A 16,459-nucleotide genomic window follows, 5' to 3' on the forward strand; every position below is an offset into this window, starting at 1 on the left:
TGTCCGGGCCCCGCTGCGTCGTTTCCCCGTGCCGTCAGGCCCCGGTTCACCCGACTGCCTCATTCCACGAGCCGTCCGGAACCGGGTTTTCTAGCTTGTGACCATGAGCCACACACCTCGATCACCCCGATCCCGGACGGTGCTCGGCTGCGCTCTGCTGCTGGCACCCCTGATAGCGACAGGGCTCACCGGATGCGGCGGCCCTTCCTCGGACCCGCTGGCGGCCAAACCGTACGACGCGGCCGACCAGGTCGCCTTCAGCGGCGTCAGCGAGTCCCGTAAGACGGACCCCGACAAGCCACTCGAGGTCACGGCCAAGGGCGACGACAGCCGCCTCACCGACGTCACGGCCACCGACTCCGCGGGCCGCTATGTACGCGGCGAGTTGACGCCCGACGGCAAGCGCTGGCGCAGCACCGTGCCGCTGGCCGCGGGCACCCACTACACGCTGCGGGTGAGCACCGAGGACTCCGGCGGGGCACCAGGGCGCCGCACCATCGGCTTCGACACGTCGAAGGCCAAGAGCAGGCTGAAGGTCACCTTCGGCCCCGAGGCAGGCACCTACGGCGTCGGACAGCCCATCACGGCGAAGCTCAGCGCGCCCGTCAAGGACGCCTCGGCGCGGGCCGTCGTGGAGCGCGCACTGAAGGTGGACTCACAGCCCGCGGTGGACGGCGTCTGGCACTGGGTGGACGACCGGAACCTGCACTACCGCCCGCGTGACTACTGGCCCGCGCACGCCACGATCAACGTGCACGCCAACCTCAAGGGCATCAGGGTCGCAGGCGGCATCTACGGCGCGGACTCCAAGCCGCTGCGGCTGACCACCGGCGACCGCCTCGAGGCCATCACCGACTCCGGCACCCACCAGATGACGGTGCTGAGGAACGGCCAGGCGATCCGCACCATCCCCATCACCACCGGCATGCCCGGCTTCGACACCCGCAACGGCATCAAGGTGATCCTCGCCAAGGAGTCCTCCGTACGGATGACCGGCGCCAGCATCGGCCTCGGCAACTCCTACGACCTGCTGGTCCACTGGGCCGCCCGGGTGACCTGGAGCGGCGAGTACGTCCACGCCGCGCCCTGGTCCACCGGCTCGCAGGGCGCGGCCAACGTCAGCCACGGCTGCACCGGCATGAGTAACGACAACGCGCGCTGGTTCTTCGACACCGTGCGCCTCGGCGACATCGTCAAGGTCGTCAACAGCCGCGGAGCGATGATGACGGCGTTCGACAACGGCTTCGGCGACTGGAACGTGGGCTGGGACAAGTGGCGCGCGGGCAGTGCCGTGGCCACCGCACCGCCCGACGGCAGCGCCCCGGCCGAGTCGGCCAGGCTCCGTCCCCAGGTGTGACGGGTGGCAGCCGACCCGGTGGCAGCCGACCCGTCAGGCGTCCACGGCGAGCCGCTTGCGCAACAGCCCCGCCAGCGCGTCGGCGAGGGCCACCGGGTCGATCGGGTGGGTGACCGCGGCCTCCGCCCGGCTCCAGGTGGCCAGCCAGGCGTCCTGCGGGCGGCCGATCAGCAGCAGCACCGGAGGGCAGCGGAAGATCTCGTCCTTGATCTGCCGGCAGACCCCCATGCCGCCCGCGGGAGCCGTCTCCCCGTCCAGCACGCACACGTCGATGCCGCCGTCCTCCAGGGCCGAGAGGACGGCGGGGAGGGTCGCGCACTCCACGAACTCCACGGGCGGGACGTCGGGGGCGGGCCGGCGTCCGGCCGCGAGCCGCACCTGCTGACGGGTGCCCGAGTCATCGCTGTAGACCAGCACCGTGGCGGTCGGCTGCATCGTTCCTCCGCGTTACATGGGTGGACTCCTGGCGCGGATGCTACTCCCGTACAGCCCTGGGGAGGAGGGGGCGTGCAAGCCCCTCCCTCCTTCGAGGGACCGGCCGCGGACCGGCCGCGGGTCCGTCCGGCCACCGCGGGGACAGCCGGCGTACCACCGGCCACAACCGGCCGTACGAGCAGCATCGATGCCCTTGACACTCCGAACGGTACCCCCGGGAGTGAGGGCTGGATAAGCGACCGACATAATGTCGGTCGTGGCGACAGCAACAGCAGTAGATACCGGGCACGCGCACCCGACGGTCAACCGGCCGAACCTCACCAGCGTCGGAACCATCATCTGGCTGAGTTCCGAGCTGATGTTCTTCGCGGCCCTCTTCGCGATGTACTTCACCCTGCGGTCGGTGACCGGCGCAGAGCACTGGAAGGAAATGGCGTCCGCGCTGAACTTCCCGTTCTCCGCGACGAACACCACGATCCTGGTGCTCTCCTCCCTCACCTGCCAGCTCGGTGTCTTCGCTGCCGAGCGCGGCGACGTGAAGAAGCTGCGCACCTGGTTCGTGATCACCTTCATCATGGGCGCGATCTTCGTCGGCGGTCAGATCTTCGAATACACCGAACTGGTCAAGCACGAGGGTCTGTCGCTCTCGTCCGACCCGTACGGCTCGGTGTTCTACCTGACCACGGGCTTCCACGGACTGCACGTGACGGGCGGACTCATCGCCTTCCTGCTGGTCCTGGGCAGGACGTACGCGGCCAAGAGGTTCACCCACCAGCAGGCGACGGCGGCCATCGTGGTGTCTTACTACTGGCACTTCGTCGATGTCGTCTGGATCGGCCTCTTCGCCACGATCTACTTGATCAAGTAAACCGGTCGCCGCACCGGCACCACGTCCTCATCGCATCGACGCAGAAGATCCTGACACCGGGGTAATCCGTGAAAAAGCTCTCCGCACGACGGCGCCATCCGCTGGCTGCGCTCGTCGTCCTACTCTTCGCGCTGGCGGTCACTGGGGGGCTGTACGCCGCGTTCTCGCCGAGCGAGGCCAAGGCTGACGACAGCTCCGCCCAGTCCCTCGCCATCGAGGAGGGCAAGAAGCTCTACGCCGTCGGCTGCGCCAGCTGCCACGGCACCGGCGGTCAGGGTACGACCGACGGTCCGAGCCTGGTCGGCGTCGGCTCCGCCGCCGTGGACTTCCAGGTCAGCACCGGTCGTATGCCCGCGCAGCAGCCCGGCGCCCAGGTGCCGAAGAAGAGGAACATCTACTCGAACGCCGAGATCCAGCAGCTGTCCGCGTACATCGCCTCGCTCGGCCCCGGCCCGGTGACTCCGACCAAGGAGCAGTACAACCCGGCCGGCGCGGACATCGCCGAGGGCGGTGAGCTCTTCCGGACCAACTGCGCGCAGTGCCACAACTTCGTCGGCAAGGGCGGCGCCCTGACCAACGGCAAGTACGCGCCGTCCCTGGAGGGTGTGTCCGCGAAGCACCTCTACGAGGCCATGCAGACCGGCCCGCAGAACATGCCCTCCTTCCCGGACACCACGCTGCCGGAGGAGAAGAAGAAGGCCATCATCGCGTACCTGGACACGGTCAACAGCGACAAGACCGCGACCCCCGGCGGTATGGAGATCGGCGGCCTGGGCCCGGTGAGTGAGGGTCTGTTCGGCTGGGTCTTCGGCATGGGGGCCATGATCGCCCTGACCATCTGGGTCGCCGCCCGGACCGCAAAGGCCAAGAAGTCATGAGTAGCCACGACATTTCACAAACAGAAGACAACCTGCCACACGGGCAGGGACAGGGCGGCGCGGTAGAGACGGCGGACAACCCGTTCGCCGACCCGGGTCTGCCCCCGCACGAGCACCGTCAGCAGGACATCGACGAGCGGGTCGCCAGGCGCTCCGAGCGCACGGTCGCGCTGTTCTTCACGGTCTCGATGCTGGCGACGATCGCCTTCATCGCCTCGTATGTGGCCTTCCCGGTAGACCAGATCATCTATGTCTTCCCGCTCGGCCACATCAGCGCGCTGAACTTCTCGCTCGGCCTGAGCCTCGGCATCGCCCTCTTCGCCATCGGCGCGGGCGCGGTCCACTGGGCCCGCACGCTGATGTCGGACGTGGAGATCGCCGACGAGCGCCACCCGATCGAGGCCGAGCCCGAGGTCAAGGCCAAGGTCCTGGAGGACTTCCGGGCCGGCGCGGAAGAGTCCGGCTTCGGCCGGCGGAAGCTGGCCCGCAACACCCTCTTCGGCGCGCTGGCCCTGGTGCCGCTCTCCGGCCTGGTGCTGCTGCGCGACCTCGGCCCGCTGCCGGGCGACAAGCTCCGGCACACCAAGTGGGCCAAGGGCAAGCGCCTGATGAACTACAACACGGGTGGGGCGCTGCGCCCCGAGGACATCTCGGTCGGTTCGCTCACCTTCGCCATGCCCGAGGGCATGAGCGAGGCGGACCACGACTTCCAGACGCAGATCGCCAAGGCGGCCCTGATGCTGGTCCGGCTCCAGCCGGAGAACATCAAGGACAAGCGCGAGCTGGACTGGTCGCACGACGGCATCGTGGCGTTCTCGAAGATCTGCACCCACGTCGGCTGCCCGATCAACCTGTACGAGCAGCAGACGCACCACGTCCTGTGCCCCTGTCACCAGTCGACGTTCGACCTCTCCGACGGCGGCCGCGTGATCTTCGGCCCGGCCGGGCACGCCCTGCCGCAGCTGCGGATCGGCGTCAACAAGGACGGTTACCTCGAAGCCAAGGGCGACTTCGCGGAGCCCGTCGGTCCTGCTTACTGGGAGCGCGGATGAGTACTGCAACTGAGACGCAGGCGCGGGGCCGCAAGGCCCCCGCGGGCGAGCGCGTCGCCGACTGGGCGGACGGCCGGCTGGGTATCTACAACCTGGCCAAGGCCAACATGCGCAAGATCTTCCCGGACCACTGGTCCTTCATGCTGGGTGAGGTCGCGCTCTACAGCTTCATCATCATCATCCTCACGGGTGTGTATCTGACGCTGTTCTTCCACCCCAGCATGGAAGAGGTCGTCTACCACGGTCCGTACGTCCCGATGCAGGGCGTGCGGATGTCCGAGGCGTTCGCCTCGACGCTCGACATCAGCTTCGAGGTGCGCGGCGGTCTGCTCATCCGGCAGATCCACCACTGGGCCGCGCTGATCTTCCTCGCCGCGATGTTCGTGCACATGATGCGCGTCTTCTTCACCGGCGCGTTCCGCAAGCCGCGTGAGATCAACTGGCTGTTCGGCTTCCTGCTGTTCTTCCTCGGCATGCTGACCGGCTTCACCGGCTACTCGCTCCCCGACGACCTGCTCTCCGGCACCGGTCTGCGGTTCATCGAGGGCGTGTTCCTGTCGATCCCGGTCGTCGGCACCTACATCTCGATGTTCGTGTTCGGCGGCGAGTTCCCCGGGATGGACCTGATCCCCAGGCTCTACCCGGTCCACGTCCTGCTGCTGCCGGGCATCATGCTCGGCCTGCTGGTGGCGCACCTGATCCTGGTCTTCTACCACAAGCACACGCAGTACCCCGGGCCCGGCAAGACCGAGAAGAACGTCGTCGGCATGCCTCTGCTGCCGGTCTACATGGCCAAGGCGGGCGGGTTCTTCTTCCTGGTCTTCGGTGTCATCGCGATCCTCTCCGCGGTCGCCACCATCAACCCGATCTGGGCCATCGGCCCGTACCGTCCGGATCAGGTGTCCACCGGCGCCCAGCCCGACTGGTACATGGGCTTCGCCGAGGGTCTGGTCCGTGTGATGCCCGGCTGGGAGATCACCGCGTGGGGCCACACGCTGATCCTGGGCGTGTTCATCCCGATCGTGCTCTTCCCGCTGGTCCTGTTCGCGATCGGGGTCTACCCCTTCATCGAGTCCTGGATCACCGGCGACAAGCGCGAGCACCACATCCTGGACCGCCCGCGCAACGCCCCGACCCGTACCGCCTTCGGTGTCGCCTGGCTGACCGCGTACTTTGTGATGCTGATCGGTGGTGGCAACGACCTGTGGGCCACCCACTTCCACCTGTCGATCAACTCGATCACGTGGTTCGTCCGGATCGGCTTCTTCGTCGGCCCGGTGCTGGCCTTCATCATCACCAAGCGGGTCTGCCTGGGTCTCCAGCGGCGCGACAGGGACAAGGTGCTGCACGGGCGCGAGACCGGCATCATCAAGCGGCTGCCGCACGGCGAGTTCATCGAGGTGCACGCGCCGCTCTCGCAGGAGGACCTGCACATGCTCACCCAGCATGAGCAGCCCAAGCCGCTCGAGGTCGGCCCCGAGGTCGACGAGAACGGTGTGCGCCGGAAGATAAAGCGGTCGGAGAAGCTCCGGGCCAAGCTGTCCAAGGGCTACTACGGCGGGGACAACGTCATCCCCAAGCCGACCGCCGAGGAGTACAAGGAGATCACCAGCGGCCACGGCCACCACTGATCCCCCGAGCGAACACCTCAGCTGTACGCCACACACCCCAGGGCCCCGGCCCGGACCACACGGTCCGGCCCGGGGCCCTGGGCCGTTCTCGAACCGCTCCGGCCCGCGCCGACGGGGCCGATAGGCTTGCCGGGGGCCGTCGCACAGCCGAGCTATGAGGCCCCAGCCCTGACCAGCCGAGTTCCAGGAGCGGACCATGGACGTTGTGACCCCAGCCGGAGGCGACAACCGCGCGACGGCCCGCACCTGGCCGGACGTACTCGACTCGCTGCTGCTCGGCCAGGACCTCACCGCCGACGACACCGCCTGGGTCATGGACCGGATCATGCGCGGCGAGGCCAGCGACGCCCAGATCGCCGGCTTCGCGGTCGCGCTGCGCGCCAAGGGCGCGACCGTGGCGGAGGTGTCCGGGCTGGTCCGGATCATGTACGAGCACGCGAACGTGATCGAGGTGCCCGGGCCGACCGTGGACATCGTGGGCACGGGCGGCGACCGCGCCAAGACCGTCAACATCTCCACGATGTCGGCGCTCGTGGTGGCGGGCACCGGGGCCAAGGTGGTCAAGCACGGCAGCCGCGCCTGGTCCTCCGCCAGCGGCTCCTCCGACGTCCTCGGCAAGCTCGGCGTCAACCTGGACCTGTCCCCGGCGCGCGTGGCCGAGGTCGCGGAGGAAGCCGGCATCACCTTCTGCTTCGCGGCGCACTTCCACCCCGCGCTGCGCCATGTCGGGACCGCGCGCAGCGACCTCGGCATCGCCACCATCTTCAACTTCCTCGGCCCGCTGACCAACCCCGCCCGGGTGCGCGCCCAGGCCACCGGGGTCGCCGACATCCGCATGGCGCCCATCCTGGCCGGGGTGCTCGCCGAGCGCGGCTCCTCCGCGCTGGTGGTCCGCGGCGACGACGGCCTGGACGAACTGACCATCACCTCCACCTCCCAGGTGTGGGTCGTCGAGGGCGGCACCGTCCGCCAGGAGACCTTCGACCCGCGCGACGTCGGCATCGAACTGGCCCCGGTGGAGTCCCTGCGCGGCGCCGACGCGTCGTACAACGCGGATGTCGCGCGGCGGCTGCTGGCGGGGGAGCGCGGCCCGGTACGGGACGCGGTGCTGCTCAACTCGGCCGCGGGGCTGGTCGCGCTGGAGGGCGGGACGGGTGGCAAGCCGCTGCCCGAGCGGATCGCGGCGGGCATGGAGAAGGCGGCGGAGTCCATCGACTCGGGTGCGGCGCGGGCGGCGCTGGAGCGGTGGGTTCTGGCCACGAACGCGTAGCGCCCTGCGGCGGGCGGTCCGGATGCGGCCTCCGCCCGGGTCTGGTGCGGGCCGCACCCCGGCCCCGCGCCTGCGGCGGGCTCTGTCCCCTCCCCGCCCCTTCCCACAACCGGGGCTCCGCCCCGGACCCCGGTCCTCAATCGCCGGACGGGCTAGTTCTAGCCCGTCCGGCGATTGAGGCCCGCCGCAGGCGGAGTTGTCCGTATCGCGGACAGGGGGTTCGGGCTTCGGGCGGGCGTGGCATACTCCTGCGCAGGTCACGAGCGACAGCGACTTCGGCCCCGGCCCGCTGTCCGGCAACCCTCCGTCCGTGGCGGGGTGCCCCGGGTGATGACCAGGCCGCAGGCAGCGAGGTCTGCGGCAAGCGCGGACCCCTCGCGAAAACCAGGGGTCCTGGTCGTCGAGGGAGTTCTTCCGTGATGCAGCGAATGCGCTAGGGCCGACGGCCCCTTGTTCCCCTCAACCGGCGCGGTGCCGACTTCGCCCGCGCGTTGAGCTTCTTTCCGCGTGCCCGACGGCGGGCTGCCGCACGCACGCGTGACGCATTCAACTCTTCGCCCTCCCGGGAGACTTCGCCATGTCCGCGACCGCTGCCGCCACCACCACCGCCACCCACACCCCGCTGCCCGTCCTCGGCCGGGACGTCCTGGTCCCGCTCGTCACGGGCGGCGAGGTCGACTACGCCGCACTCGACTACGCCGCCAGCGCCCCCGCCCTCCAGCGGGTCTGGGACGACATCGCGGCCTACGCCCCGTACTACGGCAGCGTGCACCGCGGCGCCGGCTACCTCTCGCAGCTGTCCACCGACCTGTTCGAGAACAGCCGCAAGGAGGTGGCCGCCTTCCTCGGCTGCCGCCCCGACGACCAGGTGGTCTTCACCCGCGCCACCACCGATTCGCTCAATCTGCTCGCCGCCGCGCTGCCGCAGGGCACCCGGGTGTTCGTGTTCGAGACCGAGCACCACGCCTCGCTGCTGCCGTGGCAGCAGCGGGAGGGCATCGAGGTCGGCTGTCTGAGCGCGCCGCGCTCCCCGCGGCAGGCCGTGGAGACGCTGGAGCGGGCGCTGGCCGCGTGGCGAGCCGAGGCGGGCACGGACGCGGGCGCGGCGCTGGTCTGTGTGACCGGTGCGTCGAATGTGACCGGTGAGCTGTGGCCGGTGCGGGAGCTGGCGGAGGTGGCCCATGCGCACGGCGCCCGTATCGTGCTGGACGCGGCCCAGCTGGCCCCGCACCACCCCGTGGACATCGCCGCCCTGGACGTCGACTGGGTCGCGTTCTCCGGGCACAAGCTGTACGCGCCGTTCGGGGCGGGCGTGCTGGCGGGGCGCGCGGACTGGCTGCGCGAGGCCCGGCCGTATCTCGCGGGCGGCGGGGCCAGCCGCAAGGTGGCCCGCAGGGACGACGGCGGGGTGGAGGTGGAGTGGCACACCACCGAGGCCCGGCACGAGGCCGGCTCGCCGAACGTCATCGGGGCGTACGCGATCGCGTCGGCCTGCAAGGCGCTGACCGAGGCCGGGTTCGAGTCCCTGGTGGCCCGTGAGCGGCGGTTGATCGCCAAGGTCCGTGAGGGGCTGGCCGAGGTGGACGAGGTGCGGGTGCTGTCGCTGTTCGGCGACGACGCCCCCCGGGTGGGGGTCATCTCCTTCGTGGTGGAGGGCTGGAACAGCTCGCACTTCGCGGCCGCCCTCTCCGCGGAGTACGGCATCGGCGTGCGCGACGGCCTGTTCTGCGCGCATCCGCTGGTGCGCACCCTGCTGGGCGGCGAGCCCGGGGAGGCGGGCGAGTGCGGGGCGCCGGAGGCCGCGCCGGGGGAGCGGTCGCTGAACGCGATCCGGGTCAGCTTCGGCGCGGGCACCCCCGACGAGCACGTCGAGCGGTTCGTGGGCGCGGTGAAGGAGCTGGTCCGGGACGGCGCGAAGTGGAGCTACCGCACCGAGGACGGGCGCTGCGTCCCGGACCGCGGCTGAGCCGCGAAATGGCGCGAACTCAGCCGTCGAGGCCGATCGCGAAGGCGGCCTCGAGGTCGTGCTGGGAGTAGGTGCGGAAGGCGATGTGGGTCTCGGTGGAGGCCACGCCGGGCACCTTGCTGATCCGGCCCGGGATGACGTCCGCGAGGTCGTCGTGCCGGGCCACCCGCACCATCGCGATCAGGTTGTGCGCCCCGGTGACCGAGTAGACCTCGCTCACGCCGTCGATCGCGGCGATCCTCTCGGCGATCTCGGGGATCTGGTCCACGTCGGTCTTGATGAGCACGATCGAAGTGATCACGGCTGGCTTTCTCCCTCGCTGGACCTGACTGCCCCGCTCACTCTAGTCGCCCGTCCGAAGCGGACCCACGCGTAGAGGAACCCCAGGCTGAACCCCACCAGGTGGGCGAGGTAGGCGACCCCGGGGCGGTCGTCGGCCCCGCGGGCGGCCAGCCACTGGAGCGCGACCCAGAAGATCAGCACCACCCAGGCGGGGAAGCGCAGTGGCAGGAAGAACAGAAACGGGAAGAGGCTGGTCACCCGGGCCCGGGGGAAGAGCCACAGAAACGCGCCGAGGACTCCGGAGATGGCCCCGGAGGCGCCGACCAGGGTCTGAGTGGAGCCGGCATGCGCCGCGGCGTAGCCGAGCAGCGCCAGATAGCCGGTGGCCAGGTAGAAGAGCACGAACTGGATCCGTCCCATGCGTTCCTCGGCCATCGCCCCGAAGACGTACAGAAACAGCATGTTGCCCAGCAGATGCAGCCAGTTGCCGTGGACGAACAGCGCCGTCAGCGGGGTCAGCGGCTCGGCGGGCGCGCCGCTCCACAGGGCGCTTGGCACCACCCCCCAGCGCTCGAAATGGCCGGTCTGGGCCCGCAGCAGCTCGCTCCCGGTGCCATAGCCGGGGTTGAGGCCGGAGGCCGGGCCCACGGCGAAGATCAGGCAGCAGGCGGCGATGAGGGCGTACGTCATCAGGGGACGGCCTGCCCCGCCGCCGGACCCCTCCGACGTCTCGATCATGGGCAGATCATCGCGTATCGGGCGCAACCTGCCCAGAGTGCCTCGCCGTCGTCCGGGCCGGGCCGGGAGCGCACCTGGCCTCGGCGCGGGGCAGGGCTCAGGCCGTAGGGTTACTCCACGCCGAAGTGCGAGAGTGGAATCAAGACGAGGACGGACGAGGACCCCATGGCCGTGCCCCTGCCGACAGCCGAGACCCGCTGGCGCTGCACTCTGTGCGGCAATCTGACGCGGTTCGATGTGACGCGTTCGACCAAGGTCGTCGAGTACGTCCATCTCGACCTGGGCGGGGAGCCCAAGGTCGAGGAGCGCGAGGTGGTCAATGAGACCATTGAGTCGGTGCGCTGCCGCTGGTGCAACGCGGTCGATCAGATCGAGCTGGTCGATCGTCCGGGCGCGAGCGCGGGCGCCTGAGAAGCGCGGGCGCCTGAGAACGGAGCGGTGACAGGTGGTGGAGCGGACAGGCGACCCCGGTTCGGCCGGTGACGCCGAGAGCGTCGCCGAGGCGCTCGACCGCCCCCTGCCGGAGGGGGTCAGGCGCCGGGTCGTGGCCCTGGTCGCGGACGCGTTCGGCGGTCTGACGGTCACCGAGCTCCCGGCCCAGCTGCGGCAGTACGCCCGCTTCACCCCGACCCGCCGGGCGAAGTTCGCGGGCAACGCCATGGCCGCCACCGTGGAGTCCGACCCGGTCTTCCGGCAGCGGATCGCGGGGCGGCTGCGGGAGACCCAGGCGGAGCTCGCCGAGGCCATCGAGGGCGGCTCGCCGCCCGCCGCCGCCGATCCGGAGGACGTCGCGGCGCTCGCCTATGTGCTGCGGCCGGTCGGCTGGGTCAAGCTGGTCGAGGCCGCGGGCGAGGAGGCGCAACGGGTCTCCGCCGAGCGGGCCGGCGAGGAGGCGGAGCGCGAACTGCGGCGGCTGCGCGAGGAGCTCGTCGAGGCCCGGGCCGCGGCGCGCACCGAGACCGAGCGGACCCGCACCGAGCTGGAGGCGGTCCGCAAGGAATCGGACACCTTGCACCGGAAGCTGCGCAGCGCGCTCAGCGACGTCAAGCGCGGCGAGGCGGCGCTGCGCAAGGCCGTGGCGGAGCTGGACTCCGTACGCTCGGCGGCCGCGGTGCGGCAGGCCACGGCGGAGGGTGAGGCGCGGCGGCTGCGGGCCCGGCTCGCGGAGACGGAGTCGGCGCTGGAGGCCAGCCGGCGGGCGGCCCGCGAGGGGCGCAGCGTCGAGGACATGCGGGTGCGGCTGCTGCTGGACACGGTGCTGGACGCGGCGCAGGGGCTGCGGCGCGAACTGGCGCTGCCGCCCGCGTCGATGCGCCCGGCGGACGCGGTGGACGCGGTGGAGCCGGGCAAGATGACGCCGAAGGACATAGCGACCAGGGCGCTCTCCGAGATGGACCCCGCGCTGCTGGACCAGCTGCTCGCGCTGCCCCAGGCCCACTTGGTGGTGGACGGCTACAACGTCACCAAGACCGGCTATCCGACGATGCCGCTGGACAAGCAGCGGCTGCGGCTGCTGGGCGGGCTCGCGGGGCTGGCGGCCCAGACGGGCGCGGAGATGACCTGTGTCTTCGACGGGGCGGAGCTGGCGGCACCGGTGCTGCTGGCGCCGCCGCGCGGGGTGCGGGTGCTGTTCAGCAAGCCGGGGGTGACCGCGGACGAGCTGATCAGGCAGCTGGTGCGGGCCGAGCCGCCGGGCCGGCCGGTGGTCGTGGTCTCCACGGACCGCGAGGTGGCCGACGGGGTGGCGAAGGCCGGGGCGCGACCGGTCTCCTCGGCTCTGTTGCTCAAGCGGCTCGCGCGTACCTGAGTGGCGCCGGGGGTGCCCCGTTGGGGCGGTTGACGCCTGCGGAGCGTCAACTGACCGTTACGGTCGGTGTGATGTTTGTAAAAGATGCGCCTCCAGACCGACTTTTTTGTCGGTGGGATTTGAACGGATCACGACGAGGTCACTATGGTCAGCTCGAACCTCCGCACGGTTGATCACTCATCCGGGGTGTCAGCGGGGGTACCGCCGAGTCCGCGCGCTTGTTTCGTGGAGCCGGGGTCTTGACCCCTCATCACCCGGTAGGCGGCTGGAGGAAGAAGGAGCTCGCCTTCGTGGCGTCCCACCGTCGACCCAAGCAGCCGAGCCGTACTCGGGTGACCGTCTTCACCGCGACCGCCGCCGCGGCCGTCGCCCTCTCCTCCCAGGCCGCCCAGGCCGCGCCCAAGGCGGACAAGAAGGACGTCAAGGAGCAGGTCGACACGCTCTACGAGCAGGCCGAGCAGGCGACCGAGAAGTACAACGGCGCCAAGGAGAAGAAGGAAAAGCTGGAGAAGCAGGTCGGCGAGCTCCAGGACAAGGTGGCCCGCGGCCAGGAGGACCTCAACAAGCTCCGCAACAGCCTGGGTTCGATGGCCACCGCGCAGTACCGCTCCGGGGGCATCGACCCCTCCGTGCAGCTGCTGCTCTCCTCCGACCCGGACAGCTACCTCGACAAGGCCTCCACTCTCAACCAGCTGAGCGGCAAGCAGGCCGAGTCGCTGCGCAAGATCGCCGACAAGCAGCGCACGCTCAAGCAGCAGCGCGAAGAGGCGTCCACGAAGCTCCAGGACCTCGAGGACACCCGCAAGGCGCTGGGTGAGAAGAAGAAGGAGATCCAGGGCAAGCTCTCCAAGGCCCAGCAGCTCCTGAACACCCTCACCGAGAAGGAGCGGGCCGCGCTCGCCGCCAAGGAGCAGGAGCGCTCCAACCGCTCCAACGAGCGCGCGAACCTGGGCAACGACGTGCCCGACTCGCAGCGCGCCGCCGCGGCCCTGGCCGCCGCGAAGACGAAGATAGGCTCGCCCTATGTGTGGGGCGCGACCGGCCCGTCCTCCTTCGACTGCTCCGGCCTCACCGGCTGGGCGTACGGGCAGGCCGGCGTCTCCCTGCCGCGTATCTCGCAGGACCAGGCGAACGCCGGCACCCGCATCGGCCGCGGCGACCTCAAGCCGGGCGATCTGGTGCTCTTCTACAACGACCTGCACCACATAGGCCTGTACGCGGGCAACGGCCAGGTGCTGCACGCCCCCAAGCCCGGCGCGAATGTGCGCTACGAGTCGATGGACAACATGCCGTTCATGTTCGGCGTCCGGGTCTGACCGGCTCTCCCCCGAACCGTCCGTTCGGGGGAAATCCGCGAGCGGCCGACAACCTCCGCTGAGCTTCCACCCCGCCGGTGACCTGCGTCTCCGGCGGGGTGTCACATTGTGTGCCCGCTGCGCTTCTTGGACCGTGCGCGATCGTACGGCTACTGTCTGCGCGCAGTTCTTCCCACACAGTGGAAGGGAGTGCGGCTTTCCCATGGCGTCCTGTCGGCGTTCCTCTCAGCCCGGTTCCTCCTCACCCGGTGCTTCCTCGCCCGGTTCCGCGTCGCCCGGTTCTTCCTCGTCCGGCTCGCCGGCGCCCGGTTCGGCGCGGTCCGGTGCCGCGCGGCCGGGTTGCGGCCGGGTCACCACCCTGGGCCGGGCCACCGCCCTGACCGCCGTCTCGGCCGCCGTGGCCTCGGCGGCCGCGCTGTCGGCGGTGCCGGCCGGCGCCGAGCCGCACGACCCCTCGCCGGACGCCACGGCGCCCGGCGCCACCCCCGGCGCGGTCCAGCGGCTCTACGCGCTGGCGGAGCGGGCGACCGAGCGGTACAACGCGTCCGAGGCGCACGCCCAGGGGCTGCGCCGCCAGGTCGACCGGATCCAGGACCGCGTCGCCCGCGGCCAGGAGCGGGTCAACCGGATGCGGGTGGCGCTCGGCGCCCTCGCGGGCGGGCAGTACCGCTCCGGCGGGGTCGACCCCAGCCTCGCCCTGATCCTCTCCGAGGACCCCGCCCACTACCTCGCCAAGGCCGCCACCCTGGAGCGCATCGGCAAGCGGCAGGCCGGGCAGCTGAAGCTCTTCGAGGGCGCCCAGCGGACGCTGCGCCAGCAGCGCGCGGAGGCGGCGGCCAGGCTCGCCCGGCTGGAGCACAGCCGCGAGGCCGTGGTCCGCCACAAGAGGGCCGTACGGCACAAGCTGGCCACGGCGCGCCGGCTGTTCAACGCCCTGCCCCCCGCCGCGCGCGCGGCCTATCTCCAGGGCCCGCTCGGCGCGGGCGGGCAGGCCGGAGTGCCGGACCTGCCGCCGTCCTCGCCGCGCGCGGCCGCCGCGCTGGAGGCCGCCCAGGGGGCGGTGGGCCAGCCGTACGCGTGGGGGCAGGCCGGGCCCACCGCCTTCGACTGCTCGGGGCTGACCCAATGGGCGTACGGGCGGGCCGGGGTGGCGATCCCGCGCACCTCCCAGCAGCAGGCGTCCGCCGGACACCAGGTGTCGCTCGGCCGCATCCGCCCCGGCGACCTGGTGGTCTACCGCTCCGACGCGGGCCATGTCGGGATGTACGCGGGCAACGGACAGGTGATCCACGCGCCCTACCCGGGGGCGCGGGTGCGCTACGACCCGGTCGGGATGATGCCGATTTCGGCCATCACACGTGTCTGATACGCGCGTCTGATTCCGGTCCGCGAGCCTCGTACGATCTACGGCGTGGCGGGTAGGTGGTGGCCGGGCGGACGGCTTGCGGGCAGCGGACGGGCCGGATCGTGGGCCGGACGGCGGGCCGGGCGGTGGGTGGCGCTGTGCGCGCTCAGTGTTCTGTCGGCCGCCGCGCTCACCGGCTGCGGCGGCGTCCCGCCCCCCGACGACGCCGCCGGGCGGGACGGGCAGGCCGTCCAGCGGCTGCTGGACCGGCGGGCCGCGGCGATCCGCGAGCGGGACGCGGACGCCTTCCTGGCCACCGTCGACGGGAGCTCCGCCCGCTATCGGGCCGAGCAGCGGCGGATGTTCACCAACCTGGCCGCCGTGCCGCTGCGCTCCTGGACCTACCACCTGGTGGACACCGGCGGCTTCACCCCCTCGCTGGGCGAGGGCCGGCGCATCGCCGCCCGGGTCGAACTGCGCTACCGGCTCTCCGGGTACGACACCGCGCCGGTCGTGGCCGAGGAGTATCTGACCCTCGCCCGGCGCGACGGGCGCTGGTACGTGGCCTCCGACGACGGCGAGGAGCGCGGCCGGCGCACCTCCGTGCAGCTGTGGGACCAGGGCGCGGTGACCGCGGTGCGCGGCGAGCACAGCCTGGTCCTCGGCGTGGGCCAGGACCGGCGGCGGCTGCGCGAGGTGGCGGCCGGCGCGGACCGGGCGGTGACCGCCCTGCGGAAGGTGTGGCCGCACGCCTGGGCCGGGCGGGTGGTGGTGCAGGTGCCCGCCTCCCTGAACCGGATGGCCGCCCTGCTGGGCGCGTCCGCAGGCGGCTACCGCGGTATCGCGGCCGTCACCACCGGCGAGGTCGGCGGGGGCCACGGCGCGGCCGCCGACCGCGTCATCGTCAACCCTGAGGCGTACCAGATCCTCGGCGACTTCGGCCGGCGCGTCGTGCTCACGCACGAGACGGCCCATGTGGCCACCCGCGCCGCCACCACCGCCGCCACCCCGCTGTGGCTCTCCGAGGGCTTCGCCGACTGGGTGGGCTACCTCGGCACCGGCCGCACCCCCCGCGAGGTGGCCCCCGAGCTCGCCCGCTCCGTCGAGGCCGGCCGACTGCCGAACGCCCTCCCGGGCGACGGCGCCTTCAACTTCGGCGGCAAGGCGGAGAGCCTGTCCCAGGCGTACGAGGAGGGCTGGCTGGCCTGCCGCCTGATCGCGCAGAAGTGGGGCGGGGAGAAGCTGGTCGAGTTCTACCGCGCGGTGGGGGAGAGTTCGCGGCGCCAGGGGGCGGCGGAGTCCGCGCTGCGCGAGGTGCTGGGCACGAGTCTGGACGACTTCACCGCCCTGTGGCGCACGTACGTTGCCTCAGAGCTCGGCCAGGCGCCATCCGGCGGCTCTTGACGCCAGCCGCGGGCCCACGCGGTGGGGCCGCACATCGGTGCTGTTCCCCTACCCGCCCCTTCCCGAACGGGGGCTCCGCCCCCGCCCCCAGGGCCGGGGGCGGAGCCTCC

At 71.3% G+C, this 16,459-nt stretch carries 15 protein-coding genes and 1 riboswitch; of the genes, 12 read left to right on the forward strand and 3 right to left on the reverse strand.

The features are described from left to right. Positions 1 to 103 precede the first annotated feature (103 nt). Positions 104 to 1,357 (forward strand): L,D-transpeptidase, encoded by a 1,254-nt coding sequence (locus ABTY62_RS25335; RefSeq protein ID WP_352131723.1) that lies wholly within the window; start codon positions 104 to 106, stop codon positions 1,355 to 1,357. Positions 1,358 to 1,390: 33 nt separating this feature from the next. Here the strand turns inward: ABTY62_RS25335 and ABTY62_RS25340 are convergent, their stop codons facing one another. Next, entirely contained in the window at positions 1,391 to 1,792 is a 402-nt protein-coding gene (locus ABTY62_RS25340) for a hypothetical protein (protein WP_352131724.1), read from the reverse strand. Between the two features lie 247 nt (positions 1,793 to 2,039). Here ABTY62_RS25340 and ctaE point away from each other — a divergent pair, with 247 nt between their 5' ends. The 6 genes from ctaE to ABTY62_RS25370 all read left to right on the forward strand — a co-directional run bounded on the left by ctaE (position 2,040) and on the right by ABTY62_RS25370 (position 9,457). After that, positions 2,040 to 2,660 (forward strand): aa3-type cytochrome oxidase subunit III, encoded by a 621-nt coding sequence (gene ctaE / locus ABTY62_RS25345; RefSeq protein WP_311724678.1) that lies wholly within the window; start codon positions 2,040 to 2,042, stop codon positions 2,658 to 2,660. Between the two features lie 68 nt (positions 2,661 to 2,728). After that, positions 2,729 to 3,538: a cytochrome bc1 complex diheme cytochrome c subunit gene (qcrC, locus tag ABTY62_RS25350; protein ID WP_352131725.1), complete on the forward strand. Its 810-nt coding sequence runs from the start codon at positions 2,729 to 2,731 to the stop codon at positions 3,536 to 3,538. Then, complete coding sequence (qcrA, locus tag ABTY62_RS25355) at positions 3,535 to 4,590, forward strand: cytochrome bc1 complex Rieske iron-sulfur subunit (RefSeq protein WP_352131726.1); 1,056 nt, start codon at positions 3,535 to 3,537, stop codon at positions 4,588 to 4,590. Before qcrC ends, qcrA begins: the two co-directional genes overlap by 4 nt. Next, positions 4,587 to 6,221, forward strand: coding sequence for a cytochrome bc1 complex cytochrome b subunit (qcrB, locus tag ABTY62_RS25360; protein WP_352131727.1), 1,635 nt, complete (start codon positions 4,587 to 4,589; stop codon positions 6,219 to 6,221). The genes qcrA and qcrB overlap by 4 nt, the downstream gene beginning before the upstream one ends. 196 nt (positions 6,222 to 6,417) lie before the next feature. Continuing rightward, positions 6,418 to 7,491, forward strand: coding sequence for an anthranilate phosphoribosyltransferase (gene trpD / locus ABTY62_RS25365; RefSeq protein ID WP_311724682.1), 1,074 nt, complete (start codon positions 6,418 to 6,420; stop codon positions 7,489 to 7,491). Positions 7,492 to 7,746: 255 nt separating this feature from the next. Further along, a riboswitch (SAM riboswitch) is annotated at positions 7,747 to 7,864 on the forward strand. Positions 7,865 to 8,068: 204 nt separating this feature from the next. Further along, entirely contained in the window at positions 8,069 to 9,457 is a 1,389-nt protein-coding gene (locus ABTY62_RS25370) for an aminotransferase class V-fold PLP-dependent enzyme (protein WP_352131728.1), read from the forward strand. A gap of 19 nt (positions 9,458 to 9,476) precedes the next feature. Here the strand turns inward: ABTY62_RS25370 and ABTY62_RS25375 are convergent, their stop codons facing one another. Together ABTY62_RS25375 and ABTY62_RS25380 are read right to left on the reverse strand one after the other, a co-directional pair. After that, a complete protein-coding gene (locus ABTY62_RS25375) occupies positions 9,477 to 9,758 on the reverse strand; it encodes an Lrp/AsnC family transcriptional regulator (RefSeq protein WP_311724684.1) in 282 nt (93 codons plus the stop codon). Continuing rightward, a complete protein-coding gene (locus tag ABTY62_RS25380; RefSeq protein ID WP_352131729.1) occupies positions 9,755 to 10,477 on the reverse strand; it encodes a rhomboid family intramembrane serine protease in 723 nt (240 codons plus the stop codon). The genes ABTY62_RS25375 and ABTY62_RS25380 overlap by 4 nt, the downstream gene beginning before the upstream one ends. Before the next feature lie 165 nt (positions 10,478 to 10,642). Here ABTY62_RS25380 and ABTY62_RS25385 point away from each other — a divergent pair, with 165 nt between their 5' ends. From ABTY62_RS25385 to ABTY62_RS25405, 5 genes are all read left to right on the forward strand, one after another. Then, on the forward strand, positions 10,643 to 10,888 hold the full coding sequence (locus ABTY62_RS25385) for a hypothetical protein (RefSeq protein ID WP_311724687.1): 246 nt from the start codon (positions 10,643 to 10,645) through the stop codon (positions 10,886 to 10,888). 34 nt (positions 10,889 to 10,922) lie between these two features. Further along, the gene (locus ABTY62_RS25390; RefSeq protein WP_352131730.1) at positions 10,923 to 12,284 is read left to right on the forward strand and encodes an NYN domain-containing protein; all 1,362 of its coding nucleotides are present in this window, start codon (positions 10,923 to 10,925) and stop codon (positions 12,282 to 12,284) included. Positions 12,285 to 12,574: 290 nt separating this feature from the next. Then, a complete protein-coding gene (locus ABTY62_RS25395; protein WP_311724689.1) occupies positions 12,575 to 13,600 on the forward strand; it encodes a C40 family peptidase in 1,026 nt (341 codons plus the stop codon). A 397-nt stretch (positions 13,601 to 13,997) separates the two neighbouring features. After that, positions 13,998 to 14,966, forward strand: a complete 969-nt coding sequence (locus ABTY62_RS25400) for a C40 family peptidase (RefSeq protein ID WP_352131783.1) — start codon at positions 13,998 to 14,000, stop codon at positions 14,964 to 14,966. 129 nt (positions 14,967 to 15,095) lie between these two features. After that, positions 15,096 to 16,349 carry a hypothetical protein gene (locus ABTY62_RS25405; RefSeq protein WP_352131784.1) on the forward strand — a complete coding sequence of 418 codons (1,254 nt, stop codon included), beginning with the start codon at positions 15,096 to 15,098 and terminating at the stop codon, positions 16,347 to 16,349. Positions 16,350 to 16,459 lie beyond the last annotated feature (110 nt).

Origin of the sequence: Streptomyces sp. NPDC097640 (assembly GCF_040302705.1) — a bacterium.
GTDB lineage: Bacteria > Actinomycetota > Actinomycetes > Streptomycetales > Streptomycetaceae > Streptomyces.

What these genes read in the sequence shown, in the direction of transcription:
- ABTY62_RS25335 (WP_352131723.1), top strand. Translation starts at nt 104, where the DNA reads ATGAGCCACACACCTCGATCACCCCGATCCCGGACGGTGCTCGGCTGC.
- ABTY62_RS25340 (WP_352131724.1), bottom strand. Translation starts at nt 1,792, where the DNA reads ATGCAGCCGACCGCCACGGTGCTGGTCTACAGCGATGACTCGGGCACC.
- ctaE (WP_311724678.1), top strand. Translation starts at nt 2,040, where the DNA reads ATGTCGGTCGTGGCGACAGCAACAGCAGTAGATACCGGGCACGCGCAC.
- qcrA (WP_352131726.1), top strand. Translation starts at nt 3,535, where the DNA reads ATGAGTAGCCACGACATTTCACAAACAGAAGACAACCTGCCACACGGG.
- qcrB (WP_352131727.1), top strand. Translation starts at nt 4,587, where the DNA reads ATGAGTACTGCAACTGAGACGCAGGCGCGGGGCCGCAAGGCCCCCGCG.
- trpD (WP_311724682.1), top strand. Translation starts at nt 6,418, where the DNA reads ATGGACGTTGTGACCCCAGCCGGAGGCGACAACCGCGCGACGGCCCGC.
- ABTY62_RS25370 (WP_352131728.1), top strand. Translation starts at nt 8,069, where the DNA reads ATGTCCGCGACCGCTGCCGCCACCACCACCGCCACCCACACCCCGCTG.
- ABTY62_RS25380 (WP_352131729.1), bottom strand. Translation starts at nt 10,477, where the DNA reads ATGATCGAGACGTCGGAGGGGTCCGGCGGCGGGGCAGGCCGTCCCCTG.
- ABTY62_RS25385 (WP_311724687.1), top strand. Translation starts at nt 10,643, where the DNA reads ATGGCCGTGCCCCTGCCGACAGCCGAGACCCGCTGGCGCTGCACTCTG.